General features: G+C 72.3%; 17 protein-coding genes, 2 pseudogenes and 1 riboswitch. Of the genes and pseudogenes, 8 read left to right on the top strand and 11 right to left on the bottom strand.

Features of this window, described 5'->3' with window-relative positions; all coding sequences use genetic code 11:
• Positions 1-210 precede the first annotated feature (210 nt).
• Genes bioD through bioB form a run of 3 tightly spaced genes read right to left on the bottom strand, consistent with a single transcriptional unit; the run spans position 211 to position 3,446 of the window.
• Positions 211-927, bottom strand: a complete 717-nt coding sequence (gene bioD, locus B1H29_RS31305) for a dethiobiotin synthase (protein WP_055420742.1) — start codon at positions 925-927, stop codon at positions 211-213.
• Between the two features lies 1 nt (position 928).
• Positions 929-2,215, bottom strand: a complete 1,287-nt coding sequence (locus B1H29_RS31310) for an adenosylmethionine--8-amino-7-oxononanoate transaminase (RefSeq protein WP_055420741.1) — start codon at positions 2,213-2,215, stop codon at positions 929-931.
• Positions 2,208-3,446: a biotin synthase BioB gene (bioB, locus tag B1H29_RS31315; protein ID WP_055420740.1), complete on the bottom strand. Its 1,239-nt coding sequence runs from the start codon at positions 3,444-3,446 to the stop codon at positions 2,208-2,210. The genes B1H29_RS31310 and bioB overlap by 8 nt, the downstream gene beginning before the upstream one ends.
• A gap of 150 nt (positions 3,447-3,596) precedes the next feature.
• Between bioB and B1H29_RS31320 the strand changes: the two genes are divergently transcribed.
• A complete protein-coding gene (locus tag B1H29_RS31320; protein ID WP_055420739.1) occupies positions 3,597-4,724 on the top strand; it encodes an 8-amino-7-oxononanoate synthase in 1,128 nt (375 codons plus the stop codon).
• Positions 4,725-4,766: 42 nt separating this feature from the next.
• On the opposite strand, the gene B1H29_RS31325 is transcribed toward B1H29_RS31320, so the two are convergent.
• Both B1H29_RS31325 and B1H29_RS31330 read right to left on the bottom strand, forming a co-directional pair.
• Positions 4,767-4,997: a DUF397 domain-containing protein gene (locus B1H29_RS31325; RefSeq protein ID WP_055420738.1), complete on the bottom strand. Its 231-nt coding sequence runs from the start codon at positions 4,995-4,997 to the stop codon at positions 4,767-4,769.
• A gap of 21 nt (positions 4,998-5,018) precedes the next feature.
• Positions 5,019-5,879, bottom strand: a complete 861-nt coding sequence (locus B1H29_RS31330) for a helix-turn-helix domain-containing protein (RefSeq protein WP_055420737.1) — start codon at positions 5,877-5,879, stop codon at positions 5,019-5,021.
• Positions 5,880-6,093: 214 nt separating this feature from the next.
• On the opposite strand from B1H29_RS31330, the gene B1H29_RS31335 reads away from it, so the two are divergent.
• A complete protein-coding gene (locus B1H29_RS31335; protein WP_055420736.1) occupies positions 6,094-6,588 on the top strand; it encodes an ATP-binding protein in 495 nt (164 codons plus the stop codon).
• Between the two features lie 91 nt (positions 6,589-6,679).
• On the opposite strand, the gene B1H29_RS31340 is transcribed toward B1H29_RS31335, so the two are convergent.
• The 3 genes from B1H29_RS31340 to B1H29_RS31350 form a co-directional block, all read right to left on the bottom strand.
• Positions 6,680-7,153 (bottom strand): C40 family peptidase, encoded by a 474-nt coding sequence (locus B1H29_RS31340; RefSeq protein ID WP_055420735.1) that lies wholly within the window; start codon positions 7,151-7,153, stop codon positions 6,680-6,682.
• 3 nt (positions 7,154-7,156) lie between these two features.
• Positions 7,157-7,301: riboswitch (cyclic di-AMP (ydaO/yuaA leader) on the bottom strand.
• A 370-nt stretch (positions 7,302-7,671) separates the two neighbouring features.
• Positions 7,672-7,980, bottom strand: coding sequence for a hypothetical protein (locus B1H29_RS31345; RefSeq protein ID WP_055420734.1), 309 nt, complete (start codon positions 7,978-7,980; stop codon positions 7,672-7,674).
• Positions 7,981-7,987: 7 nt separating this feature from the next.
• Positions 7,988-8,983 (bottom strand): ABC transporter permease, encoded by a 996-nt coding sequence (locus tag B1H29_RS31350; protein WP_055420733.1) that lies wholly within the window; start codon positions 8,981-8,983, stop codon positions 7,988-7,990.
• Between the two features lie 104 nt (positions 8,984-9,087).
• Here B1H29_RS31350 and B1H29_RS31355 point away from each other — a divergent pair, with 104 nt between their 5' ends.
• The 5 genes and pseudogenes from B1H29_RS31355 (at position 9,088) to B1H29_RS31370 (ending at position 13,711) form a co-directional block, all read left to right on the top strand.
• On the top strand, positions 9,088-9,741 hold the full coding sequence (locus B1H29_RS31355; RefSeq protein ID WP_055420732.1) for a TetR/AcrR family transcriptional regulator: 654 nt from the start codon (positions 9,088-9,090) through the stop codon (positions 9,739-9,741).
• A gap of 31 nt (positions 9,742-9,772) precedes the next feature.
• Positions 9,773-9,981, top strand: a pseudogene (locus B1H29_RS40070) (DUF4158 domain-containing protein); the annotation flags it as partial.
• 86 nt (positions 9,982-10,067) lie between these two features.
• A complete protein-coding gene (locus tag B1H29_RS31360) occupies positions 10,068-10,886 on the top strand; it encodes an MBL fold metallo-hydrolase (protein ID WP_055420731.1) in 819 nt (272 codons plus the stop codon).
• A 404-nt stretch (positions 10,887-11,290) separates the two neighbouring features.
• Positions 11,291-11,951 (top strand): annotated as a pseudogene (locus tag B1H29_RS31365) (urease accessory protein UreD); the annotation flags it as partial.
• Positions 11,952-12,067: 116 nt separating this feature from the next.
• Positions 12,068-13,711, top strand: a complete 1,644-nt coding sequence (locus tag B1H29_RS31370) for an alpha/beta hydrolase (RefSeq protein WP_409350928.1) — start codon at positions 12,068-12,070, stop codon at positions 13,709-13,711.
• 57 nt (positions 13,712-13,768) lie between these two features.
• On the opposite strand, the gene B1H29_RS31375 is transcribed toward B1H29_RS31370, so the two are convergent.
• From B1H29_RS31375 to proP, 3 genes are all read right to left on the bottom strand, one after another.
• Entirely contained in the window at positions 13,769-14,803 is a 1,035-nt protein-coding gene (locus B1H29_RS31375) for an NAD-dependent epimerase/dehydratase family protein (protein WP_199832411.1), read from the bottom strand.
• A gap of 141 nt (positions 14,804-14,944) precedes the next feature.
• Positions 14,945-15,667, bottom strand: coding sequence for a lysophospholipid acyltransferase family protein (locus B1H29_RS31380; protein WP_055420729.1), 723 nt, complete (start codon positions 15,665-15,667; stop codon positions 14,945-14,947).
• Between the two features lie 233 nt (positions 15,668-15,900).
• Positions 15,901-17,415 carry a glycine betaine/L-proline transporter ProP gene (proP, locus tag B1H29_RS31385; protein WP_055420728.1) on the bottom strand — a complete coding sequence of 505 codons (1,515 nt, stop codon included), beginning with the start codon at positions 17,413-17,415 and terminating at the stop codon, positions 15,901-15,903.
• 152 nt (positions 17,416-17,567) lie between these two features.
• Between proP and B1H29_RS31390 the strand changes: the two genes are divergently transcribed.
• Complete coding sequence (locus tag B1H29_RS31390) at positions 17,568-18,023, top strand: RpiB/LacA/LacB family sugar-phosphate isomerase (protein WP_055420727.1); 456 nt, start codon at positions 17,568-17,570, stop codon at positions 18,021-18,023.
• Position 18,024: the final 1 nt, after the last annotated feature.

The raw sequence follows: 18,024 nt of genomic DNA on the forward strand, positions 1-18,024 counted from the left end.
TCCACCTCGGCGTCCGCCGGGGGCCCGAGGACCGGCCGGAGGTGCGGGCCCCGGGAGGCACGGTCCCGAGCCGGGAGCGGCGACCGGACGCCTGCCCGGCTCCGCCCGCCCCCTGGCCGGACCGATGGCCGCCCCGACCCGTACCGCGTCGGTCAGGGCGCCCCGACCCGTACCGCGTCGGTCAGGGGGCCTCGACCCGCACCGCGCCGGTCAGGGCCCCTCCCGGGCCCGGAACGCCTCGGCGTCCCACGTGCCCTCCAGCCGGGGCGCCAGCCAGTGCGGTGCCGCCGACCGGAAGGCGGCCGGCGGGAGCGAGGCCGCACCGGCGGGCAGGGCGCCGAGCAGAGGGGCTCCGGCCACCTCCGGGAGGTCCGCGAGATTGCAGCGTGCGGCGAGGTCCGGAGTGCCGGGCCAGTTGCCGATCACCACGCCCGGCAGCTCCAGGCCGCGGGAGCGCAGTTCACGCGCCGTCAGTTCCGTGGTGTTCAGCGTGCCCAGCCCGGCCGACGCCACCAGCAGCACCGGTGCTCCCAGCAGCGCGGCGACGTCCGCCAGCGTCCCGCCGGCCGCGTCGAAGCGCACGAGCAGTCCGCCCGCGCCCTCGACCAGCACCAGGTCGTGCTCGGTGGCCAGCTTGTCCGCGGCCTCCGCCACCTCCTCGGGGTGCACCGGCGCCCGGCCGGCCCGGCGCGCGGCCGTACCCGGCGCCAACGGCTCGGGATACCGGGCGACTTCGGCGGCCGTGACGGCGCCGGCGAGGCGCGCCACTTCCTGCGCGTCCCCCGGCTCGTCCGGTCGTACGCCGGTCTGCGCGGCCTTCAGCACGGCCACCGACCGGCCACCCGCCAGCGAGGCCGCGGCGACGGCGGCGGTCACGACCGTCTTGCCGACCTCCGTGCCCGTGCCCGTGATCACCAGTACCGGCATGTCATCCCTCCCGTGCCGCCGCGCACACCGCGCGGGCGATCCGCGCCACGTCCGCGTCCCCCGTGACGTACGGAGGCATGGTGTAGACCAGGTCGCGGAACGGCCGCAGCCACACGCCCTCGCGCACGGCCGCCTCCGTAGCCGCCCGCATGTCGACGGCGTGGTCGAGCTGCACCACGCCGATCGCGCCGAGCACCCGTACGTCGGTCACGCCCGGCAGTTCGAGGGCGGGCGCCAGTCCGTCGCGCAGCCCCGCCTCGATCCGCTTGACCTCCGCGAGCCAGTCCTGGCCGAGGAGCAGCCCGATGGACGCGCAGGCCACGGCGGCCGCCAGCGGATTGCCCATGAACGTCGGCCCGTGGGCCAGCACCGGTACCTCGCCCCGCGAGATGCCGTCGGCCACCCGGGACGTGCACAGCGTGGCCGCCATCGTCAGGTACCCGCCGGTCAGCGCTTTGCCCACGCACATCACGTCCGGCGTCACCGCCGCGTGCTCCGCCGCGAACAACGCGCCCGTACGCCCGAACCCGGTCGCGATCTCGTCGAACACCAGCAGCACACCGTGCGCGTCGCACGCCTCCCGCAGTACCCGCAGATACGCGGGGGAGTGGAACCGCATCCCGCCCGCGCCCTGCACCACCGGCTCGACGATCACCGCGGCCAGTTCGTCGGCGTGACGCTCGATCAGTGACCGCAACCGTTCGGCGTACGACTCCTCGTACTCCGCCGGCGGCGCGTCCGCGAAGACCTGGAGCGGCAGGACGCCCGTCCACAACTCGTGCATCCCGCCCTCGGGGTCGCACACCGACATGGGCTGCCAGGTGTCGCCGTGATAGCCGCCGCGCCAGGTCAGCAGGCGCCGCTTCGCGGGGCGGCCCAGTGAACGCCAGTACTGCAGGCACATCTTGACCGCGACCTCGACCGACACCGACCCGGAGTCGGCGAGGAAGACGTGCTCCAGGCCCTCGGGGGACATGTCGACGAGGAGCTTCGCCAGCCGCACGGCGGGCTCGTGGGTGAGCCCGCCGAACATCACGTGGCTCATCCGCCCGAGCTGCTCGCGCGCGGCCTCGTTCAGCACCGGGTGGTTGTAGCCGTGGATCGCCGACCACCAGGACGACATGCCGTCGACGAGCTCGCCCGCGCCGTCGGCGGGCCGCAGCCGCACCCCGCTCGCCGACTCCACGACGAGCGGGTCCTGCCGGCCGGGCATGGGGCCGTACGGATGCCAGACGTGCCGCCGGTCGATGGCCAGCAACTCGTCCACGGTCAGGGCGGGCTCAGGCATTGGGCGCGAGGTCCGTTCCGGCACCGCGGCGGCGCACGGCGACCAGGTCCCTACGGGCCTCGCCGGCCACCGCCGGTTCGGCGGCCGGAGCCGAGCCGCAACCCCCCGCGGCCGGAGCGGAGCCGCAGCCCTCCTCGGCCGGAGCGGAACCGCAGGCTCCGCCGCCCTCGTGCGACCCGCAGGTCCCGTCGCCCCCGTGCGACCCGCAGCCGCCGCCGTCTGCCGTCGCCCGGTGTTCCGGCAGGGTCACCTGGCCGGCGCCCTCCACCTCGAAACCGGCGTCCGCGATCATCTCCAGGTCGGCATGGCCCGCCTGCCCCTCACTGGTGAGGTAGTCGCCGAGGAAGATGGAGTTGGCCAGGTTCAGGGCGAGCGGCTGCATCGTGCGCAGGTGGACCTCGCGCCCGCCCGCGATGCGCACCTCGACGTCCGGGCAGACGAACCGCGTCATCGCCAGGATGCGCAGGCACCGCTGCGGGGTGAGGTGCCACTCCTTGGCCAGCGGCGTGCCCTCCATCGGGATCAGGAAGTTGACCGGCACCGAGTCCGGGTCCAGCTCGCGCAGCGAGAAGACCACGTCGACCAGGTCCTCGTCGCTCTCGCCCATGCCCGCGATCAGCCCCGAGCAGGCGGACAGCCCGGCGGCGTGCGCCTTGGTCACCGTGTCCACCCGGTCGGCGTACGTGTGCGTGGTCGTGATGTCCCCGTACGTCGCCTCGGACGTGTTGAGGTTGTGGTTGTAGGCGTCCGCGCCCGCCTCACGCAGCCGCTCCGCCTGGCCGTCGGAGAGCAGGCCCAGGCAGGCGCACACCTCGACGGCCTCGTTCTGCTCCTTGATCGCCTTGATGGTGTCCGAGACCCGGTCCACGTCCCGGTCGGTCGGGCCGCGTCCGCTGGCCACCAGGCACACCCGCTTGGCGCCCCCGGCCACGCCCGCCGCGGCGGCCTGGGAGGCCTGGTCGGGCCTCAACCAGGTGTACTTGAGGATCTCGGCCTTGGAGCCGAGCCGCTGCGAGCAGTAGGAGCAGTCCTCGGGGCACAGGCCGGACTTGAGGTTGACGAGGTAGTTGAGCTTCACCCGTCGGCCGAACCAGTGACGGCGTACCTTGCCGGCCGCGGCCACCACATCGAGCAGGTCGTCGTCGGAAGTGGCGAGGACGGCAAGAGCCTCCTCGCGGGTCGGCGACTCGCGCCGAAGCCCCTTGTCCACCAGCGTGTTCAGCAGGTCCATGAGAGCCGATCCTGTCTTAAGGGGCCGCCCGGGGCCAAGGAGAGTTCGCACAACACTGACAGATCGCCGTGTGGGTATCGCCACACCTCGCGGGGGCCGTCGTGCCGCTAATGTCTGTCCACTGCCTACAAAACTCCGGAGGACCGACCCATGGCGTTCGGCTGGATCGACGAGCAGGCCCGGGCGCGCCGCGGGGCCGGGCTCGTACGCGTTCTGCGCCCCCGCCCGGCCGACTCGCCGCTGCTGGACCTCGCGAGCAACGACTACCTCGGACTGGCCCGGCACCCGGAGGTCACCGAGGGTGCGGTGCGGGCCGCGCGGGCCTGGGGCGCCGGCGCGACCGGTTCCCGGCTGGTGACCGGCACGACCGAACTGCACGCCGAGCTCGAACGCGAGCTGGCCGCCCACTGCGGCTTTGAGGCCGCGCTCGTCTTCTCCTCCGGCTACGCGGCCAACCTCGCCGCGGTCACCGCGCTGGCGCCGCACGGCTCCCTCGTCGTCTCGGACGCGGGCAACCACGCCTCGCTGATCGACGGCTGCCGGCTCGCGCGCGGGACGACCCAGATCGTGGCGCACGCCGACCCGGACGCCGTGCGCAAGGCGCTGGGGACGCACGACGGGCCGGCCGTCACCGTCTCCGACACGGTCTTCTCGGTGGACGGGGACGCGGCCCCCCTCGCCGCCCTCGCCGAGGCGTGCCGGGAGCACGGCGCCGGGCTGGTCCTCGACGACGCCCACGGCCTCGGTGTGCTCGGCGACGGCGGCCGGGGCGCCCCGCACGCGGCGGGGCTCGCCGGCGCCGACGACGTCGTCGTGACGGTGACGCTGTCCAAGTCGCTCGGCAGTCAGGGCGGTGCCGTGCTCGGCCCCGCCCGGGTGATCGAGCACCTGGTCAACGCGGCCCGGACGTTCATCTTCGACACCGGCCTCGCCCCCGCGGCGACGGGCGCGGCGCTGGCGGCGCTCACCCTGCTGCGCCGCGAGCCGGAGCGAGCGGCGCGGGCACGCGCGGTGGCGGCCGAACTGCACGCGCGTCTGACCGCGCTGGGGCTTTCCGCGGTACGTCCGGACGCCGCGGTCGTCTCGGTGCGCGCCCCCTCCCCGGAGGGGGCCGTACGGTGGGCGGCCGACTGCCGTGCGGCCGGCCTGTCCGTGGGCTGCTTCCGTCCTCCTTCCGTACCCGACGGCATCTCACGGCTCAGGCTGACCGCTCGTGCGGACCTCTCCGGGGAGCAGATCGAACGCGCTGTACGGGTGATCGGCGAGACGCGACCATGAGTCGGCGTGACACGGCCGTGTGCCGCCAGGCGATGTACCGGGTCAGCGGCGGTCGATCCCGGCCGTGAACGACGCCCAGCTCTCGGGGGAGAAGAGCAGCGCGGGTCCCGCCGGGTTCTTGGAGTCGCGCACGGCGAGCAGTCCGGCGCGGGGGCCGGCCGACGGCCGGGCCGTCTCCACACAGTTGTTCGCTCCGGTGCTGTAGCTGCTGCGCAGCCACCGCACGCCGGGCAGATCGGTACTGGCAGGGATGTTCCGGGAAAGTGGGGACATGGAGCCTGGCATGGTGCCTCCTTACGCGCCTGCCGCTGTCGCGGCGATGAAGTCCAACGAGTCCTCGGGCGAAAGGGCATGGATCAGAAGGGCGTTGAAGGCCTCGGTGTAGGCCTCTAGGTCTTCTTTCCGTTCGAGATGCAGGCTACTCGTCAAGTGGTCGAGAACAACCACGTCCAGATCAGAAGTGCTCGAAAAGGAGAAGATTACGAAAGGGCCGGTGACACCGATGTGCGCCCCGGCGGCGAACGGCAACACCTGGAGCCGGACATGGGGGAGACGGGCGGCCTCGACCAGTCGCGCGAGCTGGCGGGCCATGACGCCGGGACCGCCCACCTCCCGGCGCAGCACCGCCTCGTCCAGGACCGCGCTCAGTCGAAGCGGCGGCTGCGCCCGCAGCACGTCCTGCCGGGCCAGCCGGACCTCGACCAGCGTGTCCAGCCGCTCCTCCGGCAGCCCGTCCGCCGCGGCGCGCGTCACCGCGCGGGCGTACTCCGGCGTCTGCAGCAGCCCCGGGACCACCGTGGTCTCCAGCGTGCGCATCGCGCTCGCCTGGGACTCCAGGCTGATGAAATCCCGGTAGGTCGGCGGCAGTACCCCGCGGTAGGCGTGCCACCAGTGGTTGCGGCCCCCCGCGTCGTCGGAGCCCGCCAGCATCACCAGCAGCTCGCGCAACTGGTCGTCGTCCACGCCGTAGGCGTCCAGCAGTATCCGCACGTCGGCCGGTTTCGCCCCGCTCGTCCCGGTCTCGATCCGGCTGACCTTCGACTGGTGCCAGCCCACCAGCCGGGCCGCCTCGCCGCTGGTGATCCCCGCCGACGTGCGCAGGGCGCGCAGTTCCGCGCCCAGCTTCCGGCGGCGCACCACGGGACCGTGCTGCATGGGCCACTCCCTTACTCCCTATGGGCCGCCCAAATACGCTCTGCCGTCGCAGAGTTCACCGCTTCGAGCGACAGATATATGCATATCTTGGTGGATCGCCGCCCTTCACGAGCCTTGTGATGGCACTCTGGCGGCGAAGCACCAGTCCGGGACCGTACTCGAACCATCCGCTCCGTGTCCGGCTGCGGTCCCGTGGGAAAGGGACGACGTGGCCATGGCAGACCATCTGGAAGCATCCGTCACTCTGCCGAGCGATCCCGCCTCGGTGGCCGCCGCGCGTACCTATGTGGTCGGCACACTGGCGGAGTGGGGCCTGCCGCCGGACACCGAGGTGTCCGACACCGTCCGGCTCATCGTCTCCGAGCTGACGACCAACGCGGTCCAGCACACGTTCGGACAGTCACCCACCTTCACCGTGGACCTCGTGCTCGACCGTGACGAGCGGCTGCGCATCGGCGTGACCGACAGCCATCCGCGGTTTCCCAAACGCCTGCCCGCCGCCGTCCAGCAGGACAACGGCCGGGGCATGGTGATCATCCGCTGGCTGACGGCGGAATGCGGCGGCAAGCTGAGAGTGCGGCCCACCCGCGAGGGCGGCAAGACCATCTCCATCGAACTGCCCTGGGCGGCGCCGGGCGATCCGGTGCCCGCCGAGCCGGCGGCCACGGCCGTCGGACGGGCCGCGGGAAGTCAGGAGACCCAGCGGTGAGGCGCCGCCGACGGCAGGCGTGCCCCCGGCGGATACCGCGCACCCGAGGGGGTGACGGCGGGTCAGGACGCCGTCACGGCCCTCGGGCGGGCTACTTGACCCGGCCGTACCAGACGCTGCCGGTCCAGATCTTCTGCAGACGCACCACGTCCCCGGTCTTCGGGGCGTGCCAGATCCTGCCCTTCCCGGCGTAGATGCCGACGTGGTAGACGCTGCGGCCCGAGTGGAAGAACACCAGGTCCCCGGCCTTGCGGTTCTTGGCGGAGATGTGACGGGTCTTGTTGTACTGCTGGGCCGCGGTGCGCGGCAGCTTCTTGCCGGCCTTCTTGAACGAGTACAGGGTCAGGCCGGAGCAGTCGAACCTGCGTGGTCCGACGGCGCCCCATTTGTAGGGTGAACCCTTCTTGGAGGCCGCGATCTTGAGGGCCTTGGTCGCGTGGCTCGCGGCGGCCGCCTCGGAGGCGACACCGGGGACCACGACCGATCCGCCCACGGCGGCGAGGGTGAGGGCCGAGGCCGTACCGGCACGGACCATCAGCGACGGGACACGATTGAGCGCGGACATGCGCAACCCTTCGTCAGCCGCCTGTGAAGGATGACCTGTCGGATTCGGGCTGGCGAAGTTGCCCGGCCGCACGAGTGCGGCTTCACCCCAAGGGCTGCTCGGCCCGGCGCCTCTCCCGCGGAGATGACCGTTCCGGCGACCCGTCGTGCTCGGGTCCTCCACTCCTGCCGATCCACTCCTGTCGACCGGTCGTCCGGGCGGCGGCAGGACTCGGCGTCCGCCCGGACCGCCCCGCCGCTGCGGCGGGGGCTTGTCGTCAGTCACGGATCTTGTCCCGACCCAGGGGAAAATCCCAACGGAACGTGCCCTTTGTGTTGTTACTCACCACTCACCCGTTCGGGTGGACGCCGCTGTGTTCGAGCCATCGGTGAGCGCGTGGCCGACACCGGGACCAGCGGCGCAGTGGCTCGTTCCGCCGTCCGGGCCCGCGGGTCGCGCAAGCCCGGCCGGTCGGAAACCGGAGGTGTTCCTACGCCGGAAGGGGGTACGCCATTTGGTTCGTTTCGACTCCGGGTGCCTCAACCGTCGGAAGGCGGCGGAAGACCGACGCGTGCCGTCCGCCGTTCACCGTCCAGCACGCGCGGCGCCCGGGCCAGCGTGGCGGCGTGCAGGTCCGTCTCGCCCCGCCCGTGCATCAGCGCCAGTGCGTCGCGCAGGGCGGTCGCCTTGCCGACCAGCGCCTGGGCGGCCCGCAGCCCGCGGTAGGTGCCGCCGTCCCGCGCGGGGTTGATGCGTCCGAGCAGGTCGACGACGTCCAGGTACCGGTCGATCACCTCGGCTTCGGCGCGGGTCAGGGCGGGCAGGGGCGGCAGTTCCGGTGGCAGCATCGGCGGATCACCTCGCGCCGGGCGCCGTGGACGGGACCCCCCGGCCGGACGTCGGTGAGCCGCCGCGCGTGCGCTGTCGCAGCGTGCCGCCGAGCAGGACCGCGCCCAGGCCCAGCACCGCCCACCAGGTGAGCGTGAGCGCGGGGCCGGCGGCCGCGGCGCCGTCGAAGAAGGACACCGAGCGCAGCAGTGAGCCGCCCGCGCCCGGCGGCAGCCACTGGCCGATCGCCCCGGCAGGCTGCGGCAGCATCTCCGGCGCCGAGGACGCCGCGGAGAACGGGTTGCCCAGCAACATCATCACCGCACCGCCCAACGCGAGACCCGCGCGGCCGAGCAGTGCGGCCAGCCCGGCGATGCCCGCGCCCACGGCCAGGGCCGACAGCCCGAACACGCCGGCCACGGCCCACCAGTCACCGGTGACCACGCCGAGCCAACTGTGCGCGACCGATGCCGCGACCAGGCCGGTCAGCGCGGCGGCGCCGACCAGCGCGACGACCGTGCCGACGCCGCGCAGCCCCAGCAGGGAAGTGAGCGCGCCCGTCGCGATCCCGGCCAGCGCCAGGGGCAGCACGCTCGAGCTCAGTGCCGCTCCGCGCGGATCCGCCCGGGGAGCGGGCACCACGTCGAGGACCTGGACCGGGGTCCCCGTCGCGGACGCCTGCCCGGCTACCGCCTGCCGCAGCAGTTGGGCGACGGCGGGGCTCGCCGCGGACGCCGTGAGCAGCTTGGGGCCACCGTCGGCGGCGACCACCGCGCCGTACACGGCCCGGTCCTCGATGGCGTGCCGGGCCTCGGCCTCGTCGGCGTAGCGGTGGATCTCGAAGGCACCCTCGCGCTGGGTGAGCCGCCGCTCCACCTGCCCGACCGCGGTGGTCGGCCCCGCCACGCCGAGTGGCAGATCGCGGGGCGCCGTACGGGCGGCCGGCCAGGCGAAGGCCCACAGCGCCAGCGCCACCAGCACGGGGACCAGGACGATCACGGCGATCAGGCGTCGGCTGTCCATGGCGGCTCCTCTAAAAAGAAGGATCGTTCGTTTTGGCTGTGTCACCACCGTGCGACCGTGTCGGCGTCCTTGTCAAGAAGGAACGTTCGTTTTAAGTTAGGTCCATGGCACGCGTATCCCAGGCTCACCTCGACGCCCGCCGCCGGCAGATCCTCGACGGCGCCGCGCTCTGCTTCGCCCGTAACGGCTTCCACGCCACGTCGATGCAGGACGTGCTGAAGGAGGTCGACCTCTCGGCCGGGGCCGTCTACCGCTACTTCAGCGGCAAGGAGGAGCTGATCGAGGCCATCGCCACCGAGGTGCTGGGCGCCATCCGCGACGTGTACGAACGTGCCGCTCGGGAGAGCCCGCCGCCCATGCCCGACGAGCTCATCGCCCGCACCCTGGCGCACATGATGCGCGAGCGGCCGGCGGTGACGGACGGCGGTGAGTGGCTGTTCCCGCGGCTCATGATCCAGGCCTGGACCGAGACGCTGCGCAACGACGCACTGTCCGCCCTCCTGGACGAAGGCTTCGCCAAGGTGACGGCGGCCTGGACGAAGGTAGTGAGCCGCTATCAGGAAACCGGCATGATGCGCGACGACGTCGCCCCGGACGCCGTGGCCCGGACGCTGATGGCCGTGGTGCAGGGCTTCGGGGTCCAGTACGCGCTGTTCGGCACCTTCTCCCCGGAGGCGCTGCGGGCGGGCTTGCGGGGGTTGTTGAGCATGCGAGAGGCCGCCGACGGCACCGGTAACGAGTCGGTCGAGAAAGGGTGACGTGGCGGAAGTACTCCCGCCCCAGCCCTGGGCGGAGGCCGAGCTGCGCGGCTGAGTGGACGCGCGGGCATGGATGACCAGGAGGGCCCGAAGGCGTTGTTCGACGCGTCGGTGGGTTGGCTGCGCGAGCGGCGGTGCCGCTGCCGGGGGTGACGACCCTGGCCCGGCTGGTCGCCTCGGTGCGGGATGCGGCGAACCGCCCGGCTGTGGGACACCCTGTACGGGCTGCTCAATGCGGGCTACGGCGATGAATCTCGGTCGGCTGTTCGGTCTATGTGTGTGGCGGGTGCTTTCGCACCAGCCCGACCACCCACAGAAGGAGTGCAATGCTGAGACAGGTCGCGGAGGGTGTGCTGACCCACCGGAGCGAGTTGCTCGAGAACAACGCCGTCGTGGTGCAAGGCCCGACCGGGGTGCTGCTCATCGACCCCGGGCTCACCGAAGCCGAAATGACCTGCCTCGCGGACGACCTTCGCGAGCTGGGCCAGAGCGTGGTGGCGGGCTTCGCGACGCATCCTGACTGGGATCACGTGCTCTGGCACCCCGAGTACGGCGACGCGCCCCGGTACGGCACCGCCCGCTGCGCAGCGCGTATGCGAGAGGTGCGGGCGGCCCCGGACTGGAAGGCGCACGTGGCCGCGGGGTTGCCGCCGGAAATCGCCGAGGAGACACCGTTGGACCTGTACGGTCTCATCACCCCTTTGCCGGCCGGAGCGGCGCGGATTCCCTGGAACGGCCCCCGCGTCCAGATCATCGAGCACCCGGCGCATGCGCCGGGCCATGCGGCGCTGCTGATCGCAGAGCGCGGGGTCCTCGTCGCCGGCGACATGCTTTCCGACGTCCTCGTCCCGAACCTCGACGAGTTGAACGACACCAACGACCCTCTCGGGGAGTACCTCACCGGACTGCGCCTGCTCGAGGATGTCGCAGGCGATGTCGCTGTCATGGTCCCCGGCCACGGATCAGTCTGCGGAGCAGATGAGATACGCGCACGGATCGAGCAGGATCGGGCGTACGTCCTTGCCGTGCGTGCGGGCCGTGTCCCCAGCGACCCGCGAGTCGGCCCAACGGCCAAGCCCGGCTGGGAGTGGACCACCGACATATCCGTCGACCAAGTCCAGCGCCTCGCTGGACGAGCTGAATGAAGCGCGCGCAACGGCACGTCCGCGCACGCGGAAGCGACAGACGCGCTGATGCCGCCCGAGACCCAGTTTGCCGATCGCGTCGAGGAAGGCATCCGCACCACCGCGGACAGTGAGCGCCTTCCCGGCGGGCAGCCGCATGACAGCGGCCACCGCCCTGCGCTTCCGGGGCCGCGCCGGCGAGCATCAGTAGCCGGTTCACCCGCTCTCCGTGCCGGCGAACTCCGCCTGCTCTCCGCTTGTCCGGCCTTGAACTCCCCCGGGCAGGAACCAGGACGGGCTGGATCGGCCGGCCCCGGATTCAAGGGAGCCGCAGCACGCATCTTGGTGATCATCACGCCGCCCCCCGCAGTCTCCGCCGACGCCCACCGGCCCGACGGGTGCCGTCGTGCCCTGCGCATCGGGCTCGCCGGGCCCGTCGGGTCGGGCAAGACCGCGACCGTCGCCGCGCGGTCATGCTGGTCGGCGCGATGAGCGGGCCGCTCGGCGGTGACCACTTCACGGTGTCCGCCGAGGCGGCCCGGGGTGCCCGGCCGCGGGTCGGCTCGGCCGCCGCCACCCTCGCCCTGCCGGGGCAGGACAAGGCCGGGGCACGCTACGACGTCGAGCTGACCGTCGAAGACGACGCCGAACTGTGCTGGCCGCCCGAGCGGTTGGTCTCCGCGCACGGAAGCGACCTGTGCGCCACCACACGCGTCGAACTCACCGCCGGGGCCCGGTTCCTGCTGTGGGAGGAGCAAATACTCGGCCGGTCCGGCGAGGAACCGGGGCGGCTCACCAGCCGTCTGACGGTACGGATCGCGGGCCGGTGCGTACTCGACCGGGAACTGGCCCGCGGGCCCGGCGCCCCGGGCGGCTGGGACGGCCCCCGCCGGCCTGGCCGGGCACCGTGCCGTCGGCCAACTCGTCGTCGTACGCCCGGAGTCCGCGACGGACCCGCCGACGGACCGGACCATCGCCGAGGGCGTGGCGGACATGCCGCTCGCCGGGCCCGCCGCGCTGGTGACGGCCGTCGCGCCGGACGCCCTGCGGCTCAGGCGGCTGCTGGACGAGGCGGCCGGCGCGCTGGGCCGAGTTCCCGGCGACCGAACGTACGTCTCCGTTTATCGGATTGGCAAAGAAGTAGTACCGCCTCTGTTCGCAGGGAACGCACAGCCGCGAGGATCCCCGTACGTGTCGCAATCATGTACGGGGAGGGCCACTTGAGGAAGATCAGACTGGGGCGGCGGACGGCGGCGTTCGGCTCGGCCGGAGCGCTGGTCACCGCCACGCTGATGGCCGGTGCCGTCACGGCGCCCGCCGCGAGCGCCGCTCCGTCCGCCGGCCAGGCACAGGGACAGGGACACGCGAAGGGCTGGGACCGCGAGGCCCGCGGCACCACCATCGCCGCGGCCCGCGCCGCACGGGCCGGCGTCGACTGGCAGGACTGCCCCGCCGACTGGAACCTGCCGAAGCCGATCCAGTGCGGCTACGTCACGGTGCCGCTCGACTACGCCAAGCCCTTCGGGAAGCAGATCGAGATAGCCGTCGACCGCATCGGCAACACCGGCACGAAGGCCGAACGCCAGGGCGCGCTCATCTACAACCCCGGCGGCCCGGGTGGCTCCGGACTGCGCTTCCCGGCCCGCGTCACCGGCAAGAGCGCGGTCTGGGCCGACGCTGCCGAGGCCTACGACTTCGTCGGCTTCGACCCCCGCGGCGTCGGCAAGTCCGCGCCCATCTCCTGCGTCGACCCGCAGGAGTTCGTCAAGGCGCCCAAGATGGACCCGGTACCCGACTCCGAGGCCGACAAGCTCGCCCAGCGCAAGCTCGCCCGCGAGTACGCCGAGGGCTGCTACGAGCGCAGCGGCGAGATGCTCCCGCACATGACCACGCCGAACACCGCACGCGACCTCGACGTCATCCGCGCCGCGCTCGGCGAGAAGAAGCTCAACTACCTCGGCGTCTCCTACGGCACCTACCTCGGCGCCGTCTACGGCACCCTCTTCCCCGACCACGTGCGCCGGATGGTCGTCGACAGCGTCGTCAACCCGTCCCGCGACAAGATCTGGTACCAGGCCAACCTGGACCAGGACGTCGCCTTCGAGAAGCGCTGGAAGGACTGGCAGGACTGGGTCGCCGAGAACGACGCCACCTTCCACCTCGGCGACACCCGCGCCGAGGTCCAGGAGCGGTGGCTCGAACTGCGCGCCACCGCGAAGAAGGAGCCGCTCGGCGGGGTGGTCGGCCCGGCCGAGCTGATCTCCTTCTTCCAGAGCGCCCCTTACTACGACTCCGCGTGGGTGCCGGTCGCGACGATCTTCAGCAAGTACGTCGCCGGTGACACCCAGGCCCTCGTCGACGCCGCCGCCCCCGACCCGTCCGACACCGCGGGCAACGCCTCGGCGGAGAACGGCAACGCCGTCTACACCGCCGTCGAGTGTGCCGACGCCAAGTGGCCCGCAGACTGGAACACCTGGGACCGGGACAACACCCGGCTGCACCGCGACCACCCGTTCATGACCTGGGCCAACGCCTGGATGAACCTGCCGTGCGCCACCTGGCCGGTCAAGCAGCGGACCCCGGTGGACGTGCAGAGCGGCAAGGGTCTTCCGCCGGTGCTGATCGTCCAGTCCGAACGGGACGCGGCCACCCCGTACGAGGGCGCGCTCGAACTGCACCAGCGGTTCAAGGGGTCGCGTCTGATCACCGAGCGGGACGCCGGTTCGCACGGCGTCACCGGTCTCGTCAACCCGTGCGTCAACGACCGGGTGGACGCCTACCTGCTCACCGGCGAGGTGGACCCCAGGGACGTGACCTGCGCCCCGCACGCCACTCCCAAGCCGTAACGGCACCGCGTACGAGGAGGGGGCGGCCGGTCCGACCGGCCGCCCCCTTCGGCGTCCTCAACCCCGGCGCCCCGCCAGCCAGGTGTCCTCCGCCGCGTAGTCGAAGAGGTCCCCGTACGCCTTGAACATCTTCGGGTACGCCTCCCGCCAGTCCCGGCCGGCCAGCCGCTCCTTGAGGAAGGCGACCGTGTCCGGCAGGGTCTCGGCGTACCGGGCCACCGGGCGGTAGCCCAACTGCCGCTCGGCCGCCGTCATGTCGCACACCACCGGCGCGGGCACGGACCACGGTGTGTCGCCCACGGCATCCGCGGGCGGCGGACCGTCCACCAGCACGTCCTCGGCGTCCACGCCCATCACCGCGTCGATCGCCGCTCCGATCTCCGCCACCGTCGGCGCGTCCGGATCGACCGCGTTCAGCACGCGCGTCCCCGGCCGGGGCGCGGCCAGCCGGATCAGTTCGGCGATGTTGTGCACGCTCGCGGGATGGAAGCGGCTCGCACCGCCGTAGGCGAGGACGCGCCGACGCCTGCCGTCGAGGTTGCGCTTGACGAAGTACAGCTCGCGCGGGGTCCGGCAGTACGGACCGTGGACCGCGCCCGCGCGCAGCAGCGTGACGGGCAACCGGTCGCCCGCCGCGAGGAGTTCCCGCTCCAGCGCGGCCTTGCGGGTGCTGTACGAGGTGTCGCCCGGGCGGACCGTGCGCTGCTCCTCGGTGACCGGCACCGGGTACTCGGGGAAGCCGTCGGGCTCGGCCTGGGTGTCGAAGTTGCGGCCCCTGCCGTCCTCGTAGACCGACACGCTGGAGATCACCACGGCCGAGCCGACCCGCCCGGCGAGCGAGACCAACTGCCGCGCGTGGTCCTCCCCGAAGGCCACCATGTCCACCAGGACGTCGCAGCCGTCACCGACCGCGGCCGACAGGGCCGCTTCGTCCTCCCGGTCGGCCCGCGCCACCCGGACGTCCCCGGGCCAGTCCCCGTCCCGCTCGCCGCCCCGCGAGACGGCCGTCACCTCCCAGCCGTCCCGGGCCAGCGCCCCCACGGCCACCCGCCCGATCTGTCCCGTCGCTCCGACCACCACAGCACGTGTCATACGGCGACCGTAGGCGCCCGCCCGGCCCCCGGCCACGCTCTTCTGCCGACGGCAGACAACGGGCTGCGGCGGCAGACAACGGGCTGCGGCGGCGGGCGGCGGGCTGTCCGCGGCGGGCTGCCGTCGGCGGGCGGCGGGCTCCTAGCGGTGCGGCAGCCGGGGGAACCTCGGTCCCTTCGCCGCCTTCGCGGCCTCCTCCGCCTTCACGTCGGCGGCGTACCGGTCCACGTACTCCTGGCCGGACAGCGTCAGGACGGCGTACATGATCTCGTCGGTGACGGCGCGCAGCACGGCCTTCTCCCGTTCCAGGCCGGCGTACCGGGAGAAGTCCAGGGGCTCGCCGAAACGGATCACCACCGGGTGCAGCTTCGGGATCTTACGGCCCGGCGGCTGCGCCTCGAAGGTGCCGATCATCGCGCAGGGCACCACCGGCACCCCGGCCCTGAGCGCCATCACGGCGACGCCGACCTTGCCCTTGTACAGCCTGCCGTCGTGCGACCGCGTGCCCTCCGGATAGATGCCGAGCAGCTCGTCCTTGCCCAGTACACCGAGCCCCTCGCGGATCGCGGCCTGTCCCGCCTCCTTGCCGGAGCGGTCGACGGGGATCTGCCCGGCGCTGCGGAAGAAGAACGCGGTCAGCCGGCCCTTGAGGCCCGGGCCGGTGAAGTACTCGGCCTTGGCGAGGAAGGTGATCCGGCGCCTGAGCACCGCCGGCATCAGGAAGTGGTCCGCGAAGGAGAGGTGGTTGCCCGCGACGATGGCCGCGCCCGAGGCCGGCACGTGGTCCAGGCCCTCGATGCGGGGGCGGAAGACGACTCGCAGCAGCGGGCCCAGCAGCACGTACTTGAGCACGTAGTAGAACACGGTGTGTCTCCCGCTCTCCCGGTAGGCAAGGCACGGCTCCGTGTGGGACGTCCGCGTCCGGTGATCGATCGTAGCCCGGCCCCTGCCGGTCCGGCCGGGACCGGTTCGGCCACTCTTCGGACCGCACCGCCCGTGCGAACGTGCCCGCCCCGCGGCGGTGGATCCGGCACATGTCCGGGACGCCGACGAGGCGGTGGGGTGCGGGCCCACCCCACCGCCTCGTCGGCGCGCGCTCAGAACTTCGGAGCCGGAGCCTGTGCCTCGACCATCTCCGCCGCCTCCTCGTCGGTCTGCACCGAGGGCGGGGAGCCTTCGAGCGGCTGCTGGGCCGTCTCCTTCATGCAGGCCACCGCCACGACACCGACCAGGGCCGCGGCCATCGCGTAGTACGCCGGCATCATGTCGGAGCCGGTCACGCTGATCAGAGCGGTGATGACCAGCGGCGTGGTACCGCCGAACAGCGAGGCCGACAGGTTGTAGCCGACCGAGAGGGAGCCGTACCGGACGTTGGTGGGGAACATCGCCGGGAGCGCCGCCGACATCGTGCCGAGCAGACACACCAGGGAGAGCCCGAGCATCAGCATGCCGGCCGAGACGGCGAGCAGACTGCCGTCCTGCACCAGCACGAACGCCGGGGCGGACAGGACGAAGAAGCCGACCATGCCGGTCATGAGGAGGGGCTTGCGGCCGAAGCGGTCGGAGAGGCGGCCGACCTGGTTGATGATCAGCATCAGCAGCACCATGGTGGCCACCAGGATCATCAGGCCGTGACTCTCGCTGTAGTCCAGTTCGTCCGACAGATACGTGGGCATGTACGACAGCAGCATGTAGTCGGTGATGTTGTACGCGCCGACGAGCGCGATGCACAGCACCAGCGAGCGCCAGTGCGTGCGGAAGATCTTGGCCAGGTCGCCCCGGGCGGTGGTCTCCACCGCCGTCGCCGCCTCCGAGATGTGGACGTTGGACTCCTCCAGCTTCAGGAACGCGGGGGTGTCGTCCAGCTTCAGCCGCAGGTAGATACCGACGATGCCGAGCGGCGCCGCGACGAGGAACGGGATGCGCCAGCCCCAGGCGTCCATGGTGTCGCTGCCGAGCCAGGCCGTGAGGGCGGTGACCAGACCGGCGGCGCCGGTGTACCCGGCCAGCGTTCCCAGCTCCAGGAAGCTGCCGAAGAAGCCGCGCCGCTTGTCGGGCGCGTACTCGGCGATGAAGGTGGACGCACCGCCGTACTCGCCGCCGGTCGAGAAGCCCTGGAGCAGACGGAACATGATCAGCAGGACCGGGGCCCAGAAGCCGATGGAGTCGTAGCTGGGGATGAGCCCGATGGCGGCGGTGCCGATCGCCATGAGGATCATCGTCAGGGCGAGGACCTTCTTGCGGCCGACCTTGTCACCCATCGGGCCGAAGACCATGCCGCCGAGCGGGCGCACCAGGAACGCCACGGCGAACGTGGCGAACGAGGAGAGCAACTGCGCGGTGTCGCTCCCGGACGGGAAGAACACCCGGCCGATGGTGCCGGCCAGGTAGGCGTAGATGCCGAAGTCGAACCACTCCATGGCATTGCCGAGCGACGCCGCCTTCACGGCTCTCTTGACCGCGGCCTCGTCCGTGACGGTGATGTCCGACCGGCGCAGCCGGGGGTTCTGCCGGCGCCGGATGGCCCGGAACAGGGCCGGGTGGCGGCGGATCGCCGCGGCGTCGGGTTCCTGGCCGTTCTCGTTGGGGGACGTGGCGGCCTCCCTTTCCACGGGCAGACGCTCCTGGCGGAGTGCTGCTCGGTCGTACGTTTCTCAGGTCGTACCGTTCCCCCGATCATCCTGGGTATGGTCGTGACTTCGGTCATGTGGTTGAGCCGACGAGGTGAACACACGGCCTCGGGCGCGGTGAGTACGCTTCGTACATGCGGATCTCCGTCTCCTCCGACATGGACGAACCCGTCGCCCGCCTCCTCGTCGAGGAGCTGCGCGGACGCGGCCACGAGGTACTGACGCACGGCGCGCTGCGGCCCGGGGCGGACCCCCGGTGGGCGGTGTGCTCGGAGCGGGCGGCGCGTGAGGTCGCCGACGGCACGGCCGACCAGGCGGTGGTGTGCTGCTGGACCGGCACGGGGGCGTCGATCGCCGCGAACAAGGTGCCGGGCGTACGGGCGGCCCTGTGCGCCGACGCGTACACCGCGGACGGGGCCCGCCGCTGGAATGACGCCAACGTGCTCGCGCTCAGTCTGCGGCTGACGTCGGAGCCGCTGCTGCGGGAGATTCTCGACGCCTGGTTCGCGGGCCGGCCCGGCCAGGACGCCGAGGACCGGGACAACGTGACACACGTGGAGCGGCTCGACCGGGGCCGAGCCGCTCCGTGAC

The sequence above is a fragment of the Streptomyces pactum genome (assembly GCF_002005225.1).
In the GTDB taxonomy this organism is placed as follows: domain Bacteria; phylum Actinomycetota; class Actinomycetes; order Streptomycetales; family Streptomycetaceae; genus Streptomyces; species Streptomyces pactum_A.

Excerpts from the sequence above, each read along its gene's own strand:
- B1H29_RS31340 (WP_055420735.1), bottom strand. The coding sequence starts at position 7,153 with ATGTCCGCGCTCAATCGTGTCCCGTCGCTGATGGTCCGTGCCGGTACG.
- B1H29_RS31330 (WP_055420737.1), bottom strand. The coding sequence starts at position 5,879 with ATGCAGCACGGTCCCGTGGTGCGCCGCCGGAAGCTGGGCGCGGAACTG.
- B1H29_RS31390 (WP_055420727.1), top strand. The coding sequence starts at position 17,568 with ATGCGGATCTCCGTCTCCTCCGACATGGACGAACCCGTCGCCCGCCTC.
- bioB (WP_055420740.1), bottom strand. The coding sequence starts at position 3,446 with ATGGACCTGCTGAACACGCTGGTGGACAAGGGGCTTCGGCGCGAGTCG.
- B1H29_RS31320 (WP_055420739.1), top strand. The coding sequence starts at position 3,597 with ATGGCGTTCGGCTGGATCGACGAGCAGGCCCGGGCGCGCCGCGGGGCC.
- B1H29_RS31355 (WP_055420732.1), top strand. The coding sequence starts at position 9,088 with ATGGCACGCGTATCCCAGGCTCACCTCGACGCCCGCCGCCGGCAGATC.
- B1H29_RS31375 (WP_199832411.1), bottom strand. The coding sequence starts at position 14,803 with ATGACACGTGCTGTGGTGGTCGGAGCGACGGGACAGATCGGGCGGGTG.
- B1H29_RS31325 (WP_055420738.1), bottom strand. The coding sequence starts at position 4,997 with ATGTCCCCACTTTCCCGGAACATCCCTGCCAGTACCGATCTGCCCGGC.
- B1H29_RS31360 (WP_055420731.1), top strand. The coding sequence starts at position 10,068 with ATGCTGAGACAGGTCGCGGAGGGTGTGCTGACCCACCGGAGCGAGTTG.
- bioD (WP_055420742.1), bottom strand. The coding sequence starts at position 927 with ATGCCGGTACTGGTGATCACGGGCACGGGCACGGAGGTCGGCAAGACG.
- B1H29_RS31310 (WP_055420741.1), bottom strand. The coding sequence starts at position 2,215 with ATGCCTGAGCCCGCCCTGACCGTGGACGAGTTGCTGGCCATCGACCGG.
- B1H29_RS31335 (WP_055420736.1), top strand. The coding sequence starts at position 6,094 with ATGGCAGACCATCTGGAAGCATCCGTCACTCTGCCGAGCGATCCCGCC.
- B1H29_RS31350 (WP_055420733.1), bottom strand. The coding sequence starts at position 8,983 with ATGGACAGCCGACGCCTGATCGCCGTGATCGTCCTGGTCCCCGTGCTG.
- B1H29_RS31345 (WP_055420734.1), bottom strand. The coding sequence starts at position 7,980 with ATGCTGCCACCGGAACTGCCGCCCCTGCCCGCCCTGACCCGCGCCGAA.
- B1H29_RS31370 (WP_409350928.1), top strand. The coding sequence starts at position 12,068 with ATGTACGGGGAGGGCCACTTGAGGAAGATCAGACTGGGGCGGCGGACG.